Source organism: Rhodococcus sp. C1, assembly GCF_020809065.1.
Lineage (GTDB): Bacteria > Actinomycetota > Actinomycetes > Mycobacteriales > Mycobacteriaceae > Rhodococcus_F > Rhodococcus_F qingshengii.
In genome coordinates this window covers 3,160,845-3,177,172 of record NZ_CP078080.1, presented here as the reverse complement: position 1 = coordinate 3,177,172, position 16,328 = coordinate 3,160,845, and the positions used below count along the sequence as shown (strand labels likewise).

The window sequence follows — 16,328 nt, the reverse complement described above, 5'->3', positions numbered from 1 at the left end:
TCAGTGACCCCCTTCTCAGCTGTTGTCGTGACCCAGTTGGGCGGAGAGCTTCTCCAACAATCCGCTGGCAGCGTCGGCGATGACGGTGCCGGGCGGGAAGATGGCAGCAGCGCCGGCCTCGTAGAGTTCGTCGAAGTCACCGGGCGGAATGACGCCGCCGACGACGATCATGATGTCGGGACGACCGGCCGCAGCCAGAGCCTCCCGCAGCGCCGGCACCAAGGTCAGGTGACCGGCGGCCAACGACGACACACCGACTACGTGGACGTCGTTGTCGGCCGCCTGATTGGCGACCTCTTCGGGGGTCTGGAACAGCGGTCCGACGTCGACGTCGAATCCGATGTCCGCGAAGGCGGTGGAGATGACCTTCTGGCCACGGTCGTGACCGTCCTGGCCCATCTTCGCGACGAGGATGCGGGGACGACGTCCCTCGTCCTCGGCGAACTTCTCGACCAGTTCCATCGCCTTGCTGATGTTGCTCACCGTTCCTGCCTCGTCGCGGTACACACCACTGATGGTGCGGATCTCGGCCTGGTGGCGTCCGTACACCTTTTCGAGGGCGTCGGAAATTTCGCCGACGGTAGCCATCGCGCGGGCGGCGACGACAGCGAGGGCGAGGAGGTTGTTCTCCATGCCGCCTTCGGTGGATGCGGCAGCGCGAGTGAGGTTCGCCAGTGCGGCCTCGACGGCTTCCGGATCACGTTCCGCGCGAAGGCGAACCAACTTCTCGAGCTGTTCCTTGCGGACCTTGGAGTTCTCGACCTTGAGAACTTCGATGGTGTCGACCTCGTCGGGAACGTACTTGTTGACGCCGACGAGCGGCTGCCGACCGGAGTCGATGCGTGCCTGGGTGCGGGCGGCAGCTTCCTCGATGCGCAGCTTCGGGATGCCTTCGTTGATGGCCTGAGCCATTCCGCCGGCTTCCTCGACCTCTTCGATGTGCTTACGAGCCCGGTTGGCGAGTTCGTTGGTGAGCCACTCGACGTAGTACGAGCCACCCCACGGGTCGATGGGACGCACGGTGCCGGATTCCTGCTGCAGCAGCAACTGGGTGTTACGGGCGATGCGGGCGGAGAAGTCCGTCGGCAATGCGATCGCTTCGTCGAGTGCGTTGGTGTGCAAGGACTGAGTGTGGCCCTGGGTGGCAGCCATGGCTTCGACGCAGGTACGCGGAACGTTGTTGAAGACGTCCTGCGCGGTCAGGGACCAGCCGGAGGTCTGCGAGTGGGTACGCAGCGAGAGCGACTTCGCGCTCTTGGGGTCGAACTTGGCGACAAGCTCGGCCCACAGGAGGCGTCCGGCGCGGAGCTTGGCGACCTCCATGAAGAAGTTCATGCCGATGGCCCAGAAGAAGGACAGGCGAGGTGCGAACTTGTCGATGTCCATACCGGCGTCGAGGCCGGCGCGGATGTACTCGACGCCGTCGGCGAGGGTGTACGCCAGTTCCAGATCGGCCGTCGCTCCGGCTTCCTGGATGTGGTAGCCCGAGATGGAGATGGAGTTGTACTTCGGCATTTCCGCGCTGGAATACGCGAAGATGTCGGAGATGATCCGCATCGAGGGCTTCGGCGGATAGATGTAGGTGTTACGAACCATGAACTCTTTGAGGATGTCGTTCTGGATCGTTCCGGCCAGCTTGTCCGGAGTGACACCTTGCTCGCCTGCCGCAGCGACGTACAGCGCGAGAATCGGCAGCACGGCGCCGTTCATCGTCATCGAGACCGAGACCTGCGAGAGGTCGATTCCGTCGAAGAGCTGACGCATGTCGAGGATGGAATCGATTGCGACACCGGCCATTCCGACGTCACCGGCAACGCGAGGATGATCGGAGTCGTAGCCGCGGTGTGTGGCGAGGTCGAAGGCGACCGAGAGACCCTTCTGACCGGCCGCGAGGTTACGACGGTAGAACGCATTCGACTCCGCGGCAGTGGAGAATCCGGCGTACTGGCGAATGGTCCACGGCTGGTTCACGTACATGGTCGGGTACGGACCACGCAGGAACGGCGCTGCGCCCGGGAAGCTGTCGAGCGGGTAACCCGACTCGGCGGCGGCCGTGCGGTCCGCACCGGTGTACACCGGCTTGACGTCGATGCCTTCGGGGGTGGACCAGACAACCTGCTCGGCGGCGTAGTTGTTGGCGTTGGCGCCCTCTTCGATGAGCGCCTGGGCCTGCTCGACCGACGGCGGTGTGGGTGCCGGAGACTGCGGGTCCTCGAGTGGGACCTCGGCGAAACTGCCGATCACGTGCTTGACCTCTCGTGTCGTCACTTGAAGCTTCCCGTCTCGATGAAGTCGAGCAGTTCGGTCAGAGCCGATACTGCGTCGATGCGGGCGGTGAGGAATCCGTCCGGGCGAGAATCGCCGGTCGCGTCGGCGACTGCCTTCTCCGGTCCTGCGAGCAGCACCTTGGTGATGCCGGCGGCGCGAAGTTCGGCGACGGCCGCTGCGGCGCTCTCGCCGTAGCGCTTGTCCGTGCCGCACAGCACGGCGACGGTGGCACCGGAAGCCTTGACTGCAGCGGAGATGGCCTCGGCGCCCACCTCGAGCGGGCCGGGGTTGACTGCGTCGATACCACCCGAAGCGAGCAGGTTGGACGCAAACGTGGTGCGCACGTTGTGTTCTGCAACCGAGCCCAGCGGCGCGAGAAGCGCAGTGGGACGGGCGCCGCCGGCGGCGAGGAACGCGTCCGAACGGTCACGAAGCGCTTCGAATGCAGCTGCGTAGCGGGCGACGGACTGGCCGGGCTCGACGGCTTCGGCGGACAGCGGCGTTTCGCCGAGGTTCGGGAACTCGTTGACACCGGTGACCGTGGTCTTGCGGTGTGCGATGTCGGAGTCGCGCTTGGCCTTGGTAGCGGCGATGCGACCGGAGACGATTCCCGCTTCGAGTGCCGCCAGATATCCGCCGGCTGCTTCGATTTCCTGGAAGAACTCCCACGCGGTGGCGGCGATCTGCTGTGTCAGGTCCTCGACGTACCAAGACCCGGCCGACGGATCGAGGACACGGCCCAGGTGCGACTCCTCGAGCAGGAGCAGCTGTGTGTTGCGCGCGATGCGCGAGGAGAAGGACTTGCTGACACCGAGGGTGCCGTCGGCCAGGGCGACGTCGAACGGAAGAACAGTCACTGCATCTGCTCCGCCGACGCCGGCGCCGAATGCAGCGAGGGTCGTGCGCAGCATGTTCACCCAGGGATCACGCTGAGCCATCATCGCGGCGGAGGTGACTGCGTGCTGCGGCGCTCCACCAAAATCGGAAGCTCCGCAGACCTGGGCGATGCGTGCCCACACGAGACGTGCGGCGCGGAACTTCGCGATGGTCTGGAACTGATCGTCGGTTGCCGCGTAGCGGAAAGCCAACTGCGACAACGCAGCACCGATGGTCAGGCCGCTCTGGGCGGTGAGTGCACGGAGGTACTCGAGGCCGGCGGCGATTGCGGCTCCGAGTTCTTCGGCGTCGCCGGCACCCGCGTTGTGAAAGGCCGTGCCGTCCACGGTGATCGCGTGCACGGTTTCCGCACGAGCGGCGGCGAGGGCGGCCAACTCGACTGCGCCTGCAAATTCGACGTCGGCTGCGCCGGAGAACGAACTGGTCAGCGGTGCTGCACCGAGGTGAACTCGGATACTGCTGCGATCGCTGACACCGTCGCCGGCTTCGCTGCGTGCATCGAGGAGAGAGAAGAGTGCTCGGGCTGCATCGTTTGTCGCTGCGCCTGCATCGAGCGTGAGCGGTGCGAGGTCGAGAAGCACGCCCTCGAGCGCAGCGGCGAGGTCGGTGACCGGAACGCCGTCGGCGCCCACCTTCAACCAGAGTGCGCTGACTCCGTTTTCGAGGGCGTCCAGGATGGCGCGATTGGTCTCGGCCGCCGAAGCGGTTCCGAAAGCAGCGGAAACCAACCAACCGGCATTGACATCACGGTGAGCGTCGACGCCACGCACGTACGGAAACGTGCCCGGCAAGCTCTGCTCGGGACGCTCGTCGCGTGGGCTGTAGAGCGGTGCGACAGTGACACCGTCGTAGGTGACGGTTTCGAGCAGTTTCTGTGGCTCGGGGCCCAGTTCTGCCGCATCGACTCTGCGGGACTTGGCGAGCACACCGGCTACGGAGCGCTGCCACTCCGCGTACGCCTGCTCGACAGCCTCGGCTTCTGAAGCTAATGACACTGTGTCCGCTCCCTCTCATTTTTTGCGTGAGCGCTTTACCGATAATCGGATTTGTTCGTTAGTTCTGTGATGCTAACCCGCGGTTGAGCCCAGATATCGTGAGGATCACGTCATGTTCTTCACAGGGCTGTTCGTGGCCACTTTCCGACCGGCCGGGCGACGTGCGGATTCGGTCGTTCGTGCACGTGTAACCGGCCCTTACCTAGCGATTGTTCAGCATGTTTGCGGGTTACCCGCGAGTTCGTTTCACTGGCCGGGACTGCAGGTGAAGGCCACTCCGAAAGCCTAGTGGTTTTCGTCACAGCGCCGTTTCATTGTCGCCTGGAGCACGTCGCTTTCCCGCCCCCGTGGCGATGTTCGACTCACGATTGCGGGTCGGCAGTCGGCCCGGTTCACCGTTCGCAGGTAGCCTTGTGACCTGTGATGGGACGCCTGCTGGACCGAAGATTGATCGCAATAGTCCTGGTAGTGCTCGCTTTGTTCCTCGCAGCCCTCCTCGCCCCACATCCCACGGTGTCCCAGGTGCGAGAGTGGGCGGACTCGGTTGGCCCGGCGTTTCCCCTCGTGTTCTTCCTGGTTCATTCGATAGTCACCGTCGCGCCGTTCCCGCGCACCGTCTTCACGCTCAGCGCGGGGGTTCTTTTCGGCTCGGTGACCGGCATCGCTCTTACCGTGGCGGCAACGACTGTGAGCGCCGTTCTGGCCCTCTACCTGGTCCGCGCCATCGGCCGCGACGTCGTGTGGCAACGGATTTCGAGTCCGACGATCCGGCGGGTGGACGAGCGGATCGAAAAGCGGGGGTGGCTGGCCGTCGGCTCTCTGCGCTTGATCGCGTTTGTCCCCTTCTCGGTGGTGAACTACTGCTGCGGCATTTCGTCGATCCGGATCGTGCCCTACATCCTTGCCACCGTCGTCGGCATCTTGCCCGGCACTGTTGGGATTGTCGTTCTGGGCGATGCGCTCTCCGGCGAAGCCGATCCTCGTCTCCTGATTCTGTCCGGGATCTGCATTGCGATCGGCATCGCCGGTCTGGTGTTCGACGCTCGCCGTCAGCCTTCACCGGGCGAAACCATCGTTGACAACGGTCAACCTCAAGAGGTTGATTTGATTGAGTCAACCCAAAACGATTGACTATTGAAAGTCAACTATCTAGCATTGACTAATGTTCGTACTGACAGTGGATCAGCGAGGTAGCCGACGCGATGTCGACCGCGTCGGGGACATCATCGACGACATGGCCGATTGCAGGCTCCTGCGGCCGTTCGAGCGCACAGCGGGCGACGAGATTCAAGCGGTGACCGACGATCCGGCGCTACTCGTCCTCGTCGCACTCGAGCTGATTCGGCGCGAGCACTGGAGTGTCGGGATCGGGATCGGTCCCGTCGAGCAGCCTCTCCCACGGCAGACCCGGGCCGGACGCGGACCGGCATTCGAAGCTGCTCGGATCGCCGTCGAGCGAGCCAAGCGAGCTCCGGCCAGAATTGCCGTCGAACAGGCGCCGGCGGATAGCTCACGCGACGAACTCGCCGCAGATGTCGATGCCACGTTCACCTTGCTCGGAACGATCGTCACGAGACAGACGAAGGACGGACGCGAAGCCATCGCCCTGATGGACAGCGGACTCACTCAGGTCAGCGCAGCGGCCCACCTCGGAATCACCAAACAGGCCATGTCCAAGCGACTCCTGACAGCCGGGTGGCACGCAGAACTCGCCGGGCGCAGACTCGCAGAACGACTTTTGGTCAGACTCCAGCCCTAGACTGCTCACGCTCGCACCGGTACAAACTCGTCGACACAGCAGGGGGCTCGAATACATGGTCGTTCTGGCGTTGATCGCGCTCGCCGTCGCCGCCGCGGCACCAGCAGTTGCAGCGGCACTGGGACCGCTCAGTCGTGGTCGACTCGAAGTCCCCGAATGGGCGTCGTCCGTGGTGGCTCTTCCGGCGCTGGGTGTTGCCGCACTGGCATCGACCCGAACGACCCCGGTCACCGGTTTCGCTCTCGGGGCGACGCTTGTCCTGTGCGTACTTGCCGCCGCCACGGCCGGTGCACCGTTGGTACTTGCCACCTTCAAGATCGCTCGTCGCCAACCGGACGGGAGCCCGGCACCGGACGCCGGACCTCTTCGCGGCGGACGTGTGATCGGCATCCTCGAACGGCTCGCGGTGGCGGCGTCGATTCTTGCAACCTGGCCGGAGGGGATCGCGATCGTCTTGGCAGTCAAGGGGCTCGCACGGTACCCGGAACTTCGTGAACCGCACGCGTCCGAGCAGTTCATCATGGGAACCTTCGTCAGTGTCCTCTGGGCGATCGCCGTATGCGGAACGGGACGGGCACTCATCACGTAGGTGATGAGTGCCCGACCCGATCAACGTTCGCTACGAGAGGCGCCTACCGGCGCTGGCCGCCCTCCGGCGGCTGATCCTGGTAGGGGTACTTCTGCTGGAATTCTTCGCGTTCGGACGGCAGCGGTAGCTGACCGGGCCAAGGATTTTCACTCTGCGGCGGCAGCGCGGGATCTACGAATCCGGGCTGCTCGGGCGCACTTTCACGGAGGTGCCTGACCGCAGCTGCCGGATCTTCGACGGGAGTACGTGCAGCAACTTCAGCAGCACGGACTGCTTCTGCGATAGCCGGATCGGATTTGGTCTCGAACCACTCCGCCACCTCGGCTGAATCGTCCTCAGGATTGGGAAGATTCTCTTCGGCGGCCGGCGGCTCGTACCGGAAAACGCCATCCTGCCCTTGCGCGCCAAGCGTTTTGGCAAATCCCTTCAGCGCGTCACCGAAGTCGCTGGGTACGAGCCACACCTTGTTCGCATCGCCTTGCGCCATCTGCGGCAACGTCTGAAGATACTGGTATGCAAGCAATTCCGGAGTCGGCTTACCGGACTTGATGGCAGCAAAAACCTTCTCGATGGCCTTGGCCTCGCCTTGAGCCTGCAAGTACTTGGCCGCGCGGTCACCTTGAGCACGAAGGATCTGGGACTGACGCTCACCCTCGGCGTTCAGGATCGAGGCCTGCTTGTTTCCCTCGGCAGAAAGAATCTGGCTCTGCTTGGCACCCTCGGCGGTCTTGATAGCGGATTCGCGGTGACCTTCAGCCGTCAGAATCATCGCGCGCTTCTCGCGGTCCGCCTTCATCTGCTTTTCCATCGACTCCTGGATCGAGGGCGGCGGATCGATGCTCTTGAGCTCGACGCGGGCCACTCGCAGGCCCCAGCGACCGGTCGCCTCGTCGAGGACACCACGAAGCTGACCGTTGATGGAATCACGCGAGGTAAGCGTCTCTTCGAGGGTCATTCCGCCGACGACGTTTCGCAGCGTCGTGGTTGTCAACTGCTCGACGGCAGCGATGTAGTTGCTGATCTCGTACACCGCAGCTTGCGGATTGGTGACCTGGAAGTACACCACCGTGTCGATTGACAGTGTCAGGTTGTCCTGGGTGATCACCGGTTGCGGTGGGAAGGAGACCACCCGCTCACGAAGATCCACCTTGGCGCGCACACGATCGGCGAACGGGATCAAGAACGTGAGCTGCCCGGACACCGTCTTCGAATACCTACCGAGCCGCTCGATCACCGCGGCTTCTGCCTGCGGTACCAGTGCTACCGACTTCGCGACCACCAAGATCACGAATAGCACCAACACACCGAGCACTATGAGTGCTGCCATTAAGGTCCCCTCCAGACGACTGCTGTTGCGCCGTTGATTTCCATCACCGTCACCTTGGTGCCCGGCGGGTACACCTCGGTGGTGTCGTACGGCCTGGCAGTCCACACCTCGCCGTCCAACTTGACCTGCCCGGAATGCTCGCCCACTTCTTCCAGAACCAGAGCGTGCTTACCTTCGAGTGCCTGTATTCCGGTCGGGGTCGGCGGCGGACTACCGAAGCGACGCAACATGATCGGTCGCACGCCCAGGACGAGGGCGGCGGAGAACACTCCGAACATGACGGCGTCGACCCACACCGGGAAGTCGGTGACAGCACTGACACCGGCAGTAGCGAGCGCCCCACCGGCGAGCATCAGCAGGAAGAAATCCCCCACCAGCGCTTCGGCCCCGGCGAGCACCAGTGCTCCGATCAGCCAAATAAGTGCAGCCACAACACCATCTAACCAGAATGTGTGACCCAGGCCGCCGCTACGTCAGTTCGGCTCGGTAACGAAATCGACAAGTTGTTCGACGGCACCGATCAAGGGAGCTTCCAGATCGCGGAAGCTCTCGACCGAGTTGTAGACCCGCCGCCAGCCCTCCTGAGGTGTCCCCCAGCCCAGTTCGCGGCAGATTCCCGTCTTCCAATCCTCGCCGCATGGAATCTTCGGCCAGGAGGCGATTCCGACAGATTTGGGACGAACGGCCTCCCACACGTCGATGTACGGATGTCCGGTCACCAACACGTTCGGTCCGAGGCCCTGAGTCAGTTGGGTTTCCTTGGAACCGGTGACCAGGTGGTCGACGAGGACACCGACACGGCGGCCGGGGCCCGGCCCGAATTCGGCAAGCCGCTCCCCCAGATTGTCGAGCCCTTCGAGATGTTCGACGACAACACCTTCGACGCGAAGGTCATGGCCCCACACCCGCTCGACGAGGGCAGCATCGTGTACTCCCTCCACCCAGATCCGGCTGGGCAGTGCCGTGCGTGCACGTAAGCCTTCGACTCGCGTCGAACCCGAAGCCGACCGTGCGGGTTTGGTGGACGCGGGCTTGGGGGCCGGGCGTACGAGGGTGACCGGAGAGCCGTCGATGAGGAAGGCCGCCTCGCGCATCGCGAACAACCGCGTCCGGGAGCGCCCGTCCTCGAGTCGCACGAAATCGCCGTCGTACGTGCGCTCGAAACCGACTACCGCACCGCAGAATCCTGTCGCCGCATCCTCGACGACAAGATCACGTTCGGCCGCCACTTCAGGCGTCACGCGCTTCTGTTTGCGGGTATGACCCGCAAAAATGTCACCGTATCCGTTGCCACCGCTCACGCCGGATCACGCTAGGTCACAACGCCGGGGCCGCGCATGTCGCCACGCCGAACTAAACTTCACGGTCATGAGTTCTCCCAGCGCAACCCTCACCGTGTGGGCAGCGTCATGGCTCGCCGGCGACGCTGCGCCGGACGACGTCATCGACGCCCTTGCCGCGTGGGCACCGATGCACCTGATCGGCGCCGCCGATGCGGAAACCGCGGTCCGCCACGATCTCGAGTGGCCGGGAGTCACGGCTTCCGGTGTGCCCACCCTGCTCAGAATCGCGCGCTCGGAGGCTGCCGAGGTCCGCCTGGTCCTTCCCACGGCCGGTGATGTACGTGGTCTGCCCACCGGGACCGAGTTCGCGCGCGCTGCGATCGCAACGGGTGAAGGGATACAGATCGGCGCCGTCGGCAAGCCCGGAGTCGGACTCGTGCCGTCGAAGGAAGGCCCGGACGTCCTGCGATGGACGGTCTTCTCCATTCCCACTGTGGCGGGCAGCGCCGAATCGATCGGACTCCGCGAAGCCGAATACGAACTGCGCCAAGCTGTTCGGGACGCAGCCGAGGTGCTCGGCGGGCTTCCGGCCGTAGCCACCGGAATGCCTGGAAACGACGCTCGTACGCTGGTCGCCGAAGCCCTGCAGGCACAGGCCGGACACCGCTGGCCGTCGACACTGTCACCTCGCCATCTACAGGTGATCGACACAGCCGACAACGTGGCAGCCATTCTCACCGTGGCTGCGTCGGTATCGACCAACCAGGCCCCGAGCGTGTCCACTGCGCAGAGGCGTGACGACCTGCTGCGACGACTGTGGGACGTTGTTCGCACTGCCCGTGTCGCGTCGGCGAACAGCGTGTCGATCAGAGCTTGAGCACGAAGTTCCGGCGTTTCTCGGCAAACCCGTTGCGGTCACCGAACATGTCGATCTTCATCTCTTCGAGCTCACGCTCCTCGTAGGGCTCCACCGGATCACGTTCCAGTCGAAGACGTTTGCGCTCCAGCATCGATTCCAGCCGATCTCCTTCGAGCAAGTCGGTGGCGACCTCGCGCAACCACGCCTCGAACAGATCCGGCCGCCTGGGGCCGATCGCGTCGACAAGTCCGATGTCCAAGGCTCGACGGATGCCTATCGCACTGCACTCGGCCAGCAGACTGCGGGCCTGCTGCTCGCCGACCCGAGCCGGAAGTGTGTACGTGTGCAGTTCCGAGCCGAACAGGCCCATCGTGGCGTAATGAGGATTGAGAACCACACCGTCCCTGGCCACGACTACGTCGGCTCCAAGCGGGAGCATGACCCCGCCGGCACCGGCGTTGCCTGTGAATGCCGCCACCACAACCTGTTCCGTACAGGTGACGATCGCTTTCGCGATCTCGTTGATGGCTTTGATGTTGGCCCACGCTTCTCCGGCTTGATCCGACGCGGCCTCGATGACGTTGAGGTGGATACCGTTGCTGAATCTGTCGTAGTCACCCGTCAGGACAAGGATCTTGGTGTCCTGCGCGATCGCCCAGCGGAGCCTGGAGGCCAGTCGCGCGCATTGCTTCGTACTCATCGCACCGTTGTAGAAGCGGAACGAGATATATCCGATTTCGCCGTCGCGGTGATAGTCGGTCTCGGGGTAACGACTCTCCCAGACCTGTGGAACGAACACGTCCGGACGTACGACCGCGGTCGACGGAAGTTTGACATTGCCGGCGCCGACGAGCCGCGCATGTCCGATCCAAACGGAGCCCGCACCGGTGGCAACACGTATTGCCTGGTGGAAGTACTCGACGATGGTGCCGGGCGCTGCATCGACGTGGGTATCGAGGTGAGCGTCGTAGACGTAGACCCGGTCGAGCCCCAACTGAACGGCGACGCCGGGAAACCCGTCGGCGGCGTTGACGGCGCGGACGATGCTCGACGCGTCTTCCTCCCAACTGAAAACGCGATCGGCCTGTTTCATGCTCGGCCGCGATCGGGTCGAAGCCACGGGCCGCGCAACTCGATCCGATGGAATCGGCTGGAAGTCAGGAGTACGGAAATGTTCGACGACCTCTCCAATGCACTCCATCGCCGCGTCGGTGACTTCCTCGTTGTATACCGAGGATTTGGTTGCCCCGTTCCGGAGTTCGAACGTCCGCCACGCCCACACCGGCCCGGCATCGAGTTCCTCAGCGGCCTGCAATGCCGTGACACCCCAGATCGGTTCGCCATCCGTTATCGCCCAGTCCAGCGACGACGGCCCGCGATCTCCGGGCGGGCCGGGATGGATGATGATCGTTGTCCACCGCTGCCAAACAGATTCCGGGACATAGGCTTTCAAGAACGGGCAGATGACGAGGTCAAAATCTCCCGAAGAAGTCGCGGCCAGCACTGCGTCCGCGTCGGCGACGACGGCTGTACGGACTTGGTGTCCCGCCTCGCGAAGAACAAGACCGGCCCGCTGCGAGAGACCGTTGTCGGAGGTGACGAGAAGAAGCACGCTCAACGGTGGCGCGAAGGTCGTACGTGGGCGTGAGCGCCGGAACAGCGCCGCCGTCGCCGCTCGCAGACGGCCCCTGCCCGATACACCTTCACGTAGCTTAGCCGTTGCTACATCGCTGGAAATAGCCACAGAAGTCGTGAGCGCGGCCGATTTGGGCATCGGTCGTACTTCGGGGGTCGAAACCATGAATTCCTGCTCGCATGCTCGGGTATCTGCAGCGCAGACCAGACTCCCCCCAGAGCAGGACCGACGCACCGATAGATTGATTGAGGTATTTAGGGACTTTATACCTACCGTCGGTTTGTTTCAATAGCTATTTTCAAGCAAACCGTTTGATCGATCAACCCACAGTCTTGTGATTGATCGCGATATGGCGGTCGATGCGAATATGTTCATCCAGCGTCGGGTAGCGCAAACCGGTGTCCTGGCTGTACCCCTGACGGCGCAACCAATCCAGGACGTCGCCCCAGAACCAGATCCCCCCGGCAACCGAGTTGTACGGAATCGGGAAAGGCGTAGCCGCCTGCCGGACCCCTCGCACCCACTGCCCGACAGCTTGCCGCGTCACCCCCGCACGGTCGGCAATGTCCTGACGTGACACCAGATCGGGATGTGTCCGCTGGGGACGCACGCCTGCAGCCACCAACTGGTCCACCACGGTGATAGCCGTTGTCGCCGCTCGCATACCTTCCGAGGTGAGCGTCAGCAGCTGCAGCCCGCGTCGGTCCTCGACCCTTCCGCCCAAGCTCTCTTCGATCGCCTGCTCTTGCGAGACTGTCAGCATCTGAACGATGAATGTGAATTCGTAACGGTGATAGAGGTCTTCGGCCACGCAATGAACATAGCCGTAAGCTGCACTGTTTCCACATGGACACACCCGGATCCCGCCCCCGCACGCACAATGGGCAGATGATCGACGTGGACGACAGCCAGTTCGAGGACATGGTCAAGCGGGCGCTCGACAGCCTGCCACCGAAATTGGGTGCGGAGATGGCCAATGTCGCAGTGACCGTTCAACTCGAAGGTGGACGACCGGGGCTACTCGGGCTGTATCAGGGCATCCCACTGACCAAGAGAACCACCACGTACGCCGGCGTCCTTCCCGATCGCATCACGATCTACCGCAGGGCCATCTGTGCGATCTGCAGCACCGAAGACGAGGTGATCGAGCAAGTTCGCCGAACAGTGATCCACGAAATCGGCCACCACTTCGGGATCGGAGATCCCCGGTTGCGTGAACTCGGATGGTGACAACCGACTCATCTACAAGTCGGAAATCAGCTAGAGGTTGATAATCGGCGAATTGTCATGTCAGCTGTACCAAGCCCGCAACAATTGAACACTTACAGGAGTTCGCATGGTCAATTTGATCCAGATCGCCCCGAAGAATGCCCCGACGTTCGCGATGAGCCGACAGAAGGCCGCAGAACTGCTGGGCATCTCGGTCGACAGCGTCGCGTTTCTCCTCAAGTCTCGATATCTCCCGGATCTGGACGCCGGTCGGTTGATCAAGATGGCCAACCAGCCCTGGTTGTACTCGGACGGCGACTTTCCCGTCCTTCAGCAGGGCGCATCCGAACTTGCCCCCAAGAAGATGCTGCCCGCACGTAAGTACATCGGCGAGAGCGCAATTCACTCCGATGCCGAATGCGTGGAGGCCAACCAGGGGCAGTGGGCGGGATTCAACGTCGACCATGTGCTCGGCGCCCGCTTCCTGCCTGTGACGCTGCGCAAGTTTCCGGTGTCGGTGCTGCAGATCCACGACGTCAACGACGACGACGAAGAACGCGTCTCGTTTGTCGCGACCCTCGCCGGGCGAGTCCGCGAACTGGGCGCGCCCGAACTCAACTACATCGACCCGTCACTGAGCCCCGAGGATCGACAGATCGTCGAGACGCTTCTCACCTCGCGCAGCACGTCCACCGTTCCCGGGCCCTGCGGAAAGCTCAAGCATCCGAACACCTGAGCGTCGGACGGTCAGCGGGGACGCTGAACGGCCGCGCAGCAATTGACTGCACACGAGAGACCGTTGGTGGTCGAGCCGAGCAGCGGCTCGACCCCCAGTCGCAGTGGCTGCTCGGCCTCGGCCAGTTCCCGAACGAGCGTGGGCACCAGCTGCGCGAAACGCTGATCGCGGCCGGGCGTTGCTGCCCGAACGAAATCCATCCCGAGTTCGGCTGCCTTGTCCTTGGCCTCGGTGTCCAGGTCCCACACCACTTCGAGGTGATCGGAGACGAAACCGACGGGGCACACGATCACGGCGCGAACATCCTTGGCGGACAACGTATCCAGGTGATCACAGATGTCGGGGTCCAGCCACGGAACCTGCGGCGGGCCTGATCGCGACTGCCACACCAGATCGAAATCCTCGACGCCGACGGCCTCGGCAACCAACTTCGCGGCCTCGGCGACCTGTCGACTGTAGAGGTTTCCGCCCTCTGCCGGCGGCCCTGCATTGCGGTCTGCGGCACTCGGTACCGAATGCGCGGTGAACACCAGGCGCGCAGTATCGCGAGTCGCTTCGGGCAACTCTGCGCGGGCCGCGCGCACACCGTCGGCGAACGCGCCGACGACCAGCGGATGGTCGTAGTACTGGCGAAGTTTTGTCAGCGTCGGTGCGCCGTCACCGACCGCCTCACGGGCACGGGCGATGTCCTCGTGGTACTGCCGACATCCGGAGTAACCACCCCACGCCGACGTGGCGAACACGGCGGCGTTGCGGACACCGTCCTCGCGCATCTTGGCAACGGTGTCTTCGACCATCGGGTGCCAGTTGCGGTTGCCGAAGTACACGGGCAAATCCACGCCGGCTGCTGCCAGCTCACCTTCGACCCGTTCGATCAGGTCTCGGTTGAGCGCGTTGATGGGCGAAACTCCACCGAAATGCATGTAGTGCTCGACGACAGCGTCGAGCCGCTCCGGTGGCACTCCCCTACCGCGCGTGACGTTTTCGAGGAACGGCCGTACGTCTTCGGGTTTTTCGGGACCGCCGAACGACAAAACGAGAAGAGCATCGAACTGCATGTCCATACTTACGGTCATGAGTTCAATCTTGCGCGATGCCGTTCGGCGGGAGTCACCCGGGTACTCACCTGCGTAGTAGAAGGGGTGCTACTAGCCGACCATCGCGTGGAAGCCGCCGTCGACGTAGATGATCGACGCGGTCGTGCCGGGCAACCAATCCGAGAGAACGGTGCAGACCGTTTTGGCGACCGGCTCGCGATCGTCGACGTCCCAGCCGATGGGCGCAGCACCGTCCCATGCGGTGTTCAGCTTGTCCAACTCCGCGCCCGGACCGGTGCTGTCACCGGCAATGGCCTTGGCGGCCAAGGTCTTGATCGGGCCGGAGGACACCAGGTTCGAGCGGATGCCGCGGACGCCGACCTCTTTGGCCACGTACCGATTGACGGCCTCGAGGGTCGCCTTGGAGACACCCATCCAGTTGTAGAACGGCATCGCGCGCGCCGGATCGAAGTCCATACCGACGATGGACGCGTTGTCGTTGAGCACCGGCAGCAAGGCCTTGGCCAGTGCGCTGTACGAGTAGGCGGACACCTCGAGTGCGACCGCCACGTCTTCCCACGGCGCGTCCATGAACGGGCTTCCCAGGCAGGAGCGGGGAGCGAAGCCGATCGAGTGGACGACGCCGTCGATACCCTCGGGAGCCAGCTCGCGCACACGCTCGGCGAGAGATGCGAGATCCTCCGAGCTCTGGACGTTGAGCGAGATTGCCGGCGGCACGGGCTGCGGCAGTCGCTGGGCGATGCGATCGATGAGGCGCAGACGATCGAATCCGGTGATCAGTACCTTCGCGCCCTGCTCCTGCGCGACCTTGGCCACGTGGAACGCGATCGACGAATCGGTGATGATGCCGGTGACAAGAATGGTCTTACCCTCGAGCAAGCCGCCCATGAGATGTCCTCCTGATTTCAGACGTACGAGAAAGGTGTGTGTGCGAAAAGCGGGTCAGTGCCCCATGCCGAGTCCGCCGTCGACGGGGATGACCGCACCCGAGACGTAGGCCGAATCGTCGGAGGCGAGGAAACTGACAACTGCTGCAACATCTTCCGGCTTTCCGGTCCGCTGCAACGGGATGAACTCGGTGGCCTTGTCCTTGACGTCGTCGCCCAGTGCTGCCGTCATGTCGGTCTCGATGAACCCGGGAGCGACGACGTTGGCGGTGATCGAACGTGAGCCGAGTTCCCTTGTCAGGGAACGAGCGATACCGACGATGCCTGCTTTGGACGCGGCGTAGTTGACCTGGCCGGCTTGACCTGCCAGACCCACCACAGAGCCGAGGAAGATGAACCGTCCGAAACGCGCGCGCAGCATCGACCGGGTCGCACGCTTCGAGAGGCGGAACGTACCGGTGAGGTTCGCGTCGACGACGCTCGTGAACTGCTCTTCGCTCATTCGCATGATCAGTGTGTCGTCGGTGACGCCGGCATTGGCGACGATGACCTCGACCGGCCCCTGGTGCGCTTCGACCTCTTTGAATGCACGGTCGATCGACTCGGTGTCGGTGACGTCGCACACGACGCCGAACAACCCTTCGGGGACACCGGAACCGCGGTGCGTGACGGCTACCTTGTGGCCGTCTGCGGCGAGCCGCTGAGCGACGGCCAAGCCGATTCCGCGGTTACCGCCGGTGACGAGCACCGAGCGCGGTGTGGTGACGGTCCGTTCGGAAACCACTGTCGTGGGAGGGGTAGACATGGCGATCAACCTATCAATTC

General features: G+C 63.5%; 16 protein-coding genes. 6 read left to right on the top strand and 10 right to left on the bottom strand.

Annotated features, from left to right (window positions below):
* Window positions 1–15: 15 nt before the first annotated feature.
* Both scpA and mutA read right to left on the bottom strand, forming a co-directional pair.
* The gene (gene scpA / locus KTR60_RS14685; protein ID WP_003944912.1) at window positions 16–2,268 is read right to left on the bottom strand and encodes a methylmalonyl-CoA mutase; all 2,253 of its coding nucleotides are present in this window, start codon (window positions 2,266–2,268) and stop codon (window positions 16–18) included.
* Entirely contained in the window at window positions 2,265–4,160 is a 1,896-nt protein-coding gene (mutA, locus tag KTR60_RS14680; RefSeq protein ID WP_007727827.1) for a methylmalonyl-CoA mutase small subunit, read from the bottom strand. The genes scpA and mutA overlap by 4 nt, the downstream gene beginning before the upstream one ends.
* Before the next feature lie 423 nt (window positions 4,161–4,583).
* Between mutA and KTR60_RS14675 the strand changes: the two genes are divergently transcribed.
* From KTR60_RS14675 to KTR60_RS14665, 3 genes are read left to right on the top strand one after another with little or no spacing between them, the layout of a single operon-like run.
* Window positions 4,584–5,291 (top strand): TVP38/TMEM64 family protein, encoded by a 708-nt coding sequence (locus KTR60_RS14675; RefSeq protein WP_007727829.1) that lies wholly within the window; start codon window positions 4,584–4,586, stop codon window positions 5,289–5,291.
* 31 nt (window positions 5,292–5,322) lie between these two features.
* A complete protein-coding gene (locus KTR60_RS14670) occupies window positions 5,323–5,919 on the top strand; it encodes a hypothetical protein (protein WP_007727832.1) in 597 nt (198 codons plus the stop codon).
* A gap of 55 nt (window positions 5,920–5,974) precedes the next feature.
* Window positions 5,975–6,508, top strand: a complete 534-nt coding sequence (locus tag KTR60_RS14665; protein ID WP_003944797.1) for a hypothetical protein — start codon at window positions 5,975–5,977, stop codon at window positions 6,506–6,508.
* A gap of 43 nt (window positions 6,509–6,551) precedes the next feature.
* Here the strand turns inward: KTR60_RS14665 and KTR60_RS14660 are convergent, their stop codons facing one another.
* The 3 genes from KTR60_RS14660 to KTR60_RS14650 are packed head-to-tail and all read right to left on the bottom strand — an operon-like array spanning window position 6,552 to window position 9,136.
* Window positions 6,552–7,835, bottom strand: coding sequence for an SPFH domain-containing protein (locus tag KTR60_RS14660; protein ID WP_007727837.1), 1,284 nt, complete (start codon window positions 7,833–7,835; stop codon window positions 6,552–6,554).
* Window positions 7,835–8,266, bottom strand: coding sequence for an NfeD family protein (locus KTR60_RS14655; protein WP_003944877.1), 432 nt, complete (start codon window positions 8,264–8,266; stop codon window positions 7,835–7,837). Before KTR60_RS14655 ends, KTR60_RS14660 begins: the two co-directional genes overlap by 1 nt.
* 42 nt (window positions 8,267–8,308) lie before the next feature.
* On the bottom strand, window positions 8,309–9,136 hold the full coding sequence (locus tag KTR60_RS14650; RefSeq protein ID WP_039972865.1) for a DUF3097 domain-containing protein: 828 nt from the start codon (window positions 9,134–9,136) through the stop codon (window positions 8,309–8,311).
* Between the two features lie 67 nt (window positions 9,137–9,203).
* Between KTR60_RS14650 and KTR60_RS14645 the strand changes: the two genes are divergently transcribed.
* Complete coding sequence (locus tag KTR60_RS14645) at window positions 9,204–9,995, top strand: hypothetical protein (RefSeq protein WP_007727857.1); 792 nt, start codon at window positions 9,204–9,206, stop codon at window positions 9,993–9,995.
* On the opposite strand, the gene KTR60_RS14640 is transcribed toward KTR60_RS14645, so the two are convergent.
* Both KTR60_RS14640 and KTR60_RS14635 read right to left on the bottom strand, forming a co-directional pair.
* Window positions 9,985–11,778, bottom strand: a complete 1,794-nt coding sequence (locus tag KTR60_RS14640) for an enoyl-CoA hydratase-related protein (protein ID WP_007727872.1) — start codon at window positions 11,776–11,778, stop codon at window positions 9,985–9,987. The genes KTR60_RS14645 and KTR60_RS14640 overlap by 11 nt on opposite strands.
* Before the next feature lie 154 nt (window positions 11,779–11,932).
* Entirely contained in the window at window positions 11,933–12,424 is a 492-nt protein-coding gene (locus KTR60_RS14635) for a hypothetical protein (RefSeq protein WP_003944993.1), read from the bottom strand.
* A gap of 77 nt (window positions 12,425–12,501) precedes the next feature.
* Here KTR60_RS14635 and KTR60_RS14630 point away from each other — a divergent pair, with 77 nt between their 5' ends.
* Window positions 12,502–12,843: a metallopeptidase family protein gene (locus tag KTR60_RS14630; RefSeq protein WP_003944783.1), complete on the top strand. Its 342-nt coding sequence runs from the start codon at window positions 12,502–12,504 to the stop codon at window positions 12,841–12,843.
* Window positions 12,844–12,949: 106 nt separating this feature from the next.
* Window positions 12,950–13,558: a transcriptional regulator gene (locus KTR60_RS14625; RefSeq protein WP_007727873.1), complete on the top strand. Its 609-nt coding sequence runs from the start codon at window positions 12,950–12,952 to the stop codon at window positions 13,556–13,558.
* Window positions 13,559–13,569: 11 nt separating this feature from the next.
* On the opposite strand, the gene KTR60_RS14620 is transcribed toward KTR60_RS14625, so the two are convergent.
* The 3 genes from KTR60_RS14620 to fabG1 form a co-directional block, all read right to left on the bottom strand.
* Window positions 13,570–14,622, bottom strand: coding sequence for a ferrochelatase (locus KTR60_RS14620; RefSeq protein WP_007727874.1), 1,053 nt, complete (start codon window positions 14,620–14,622; stop codon window positions 13,570–13,572).
* An 84-nt stretch (window positions 14,623–14,706) separates the two neighbouring features.
* Window positions 14,707–15,504 (bottom strand): NADH-dependent enoyl-ACP reductase InhA, encoded by a 798-nt coding sequence (gene inhA / locus KTR60_RS14615; protein WP_003944803.1) that lies wholly within the window; start codon window positions 15,502–15,504, stop codon window positions 14,707–14,709.
* 54 nt (window positions 15,505–15,558) lie between these two features.
* Complete coding sequence (gene fabG1 / locus KTR60_RS14610) at window positions 15,559–16,308, bottom strand: 3-oxoacyl-ACP reductase FabG1 (RefSeq protein ID WP_007727875.1); 750 nt, start codon at window positions 16,306–16,308, stop codon at window positions 15,559–15,561.
* Window positions 16,309–16,328: the final 20 nt, after the last annotated feature.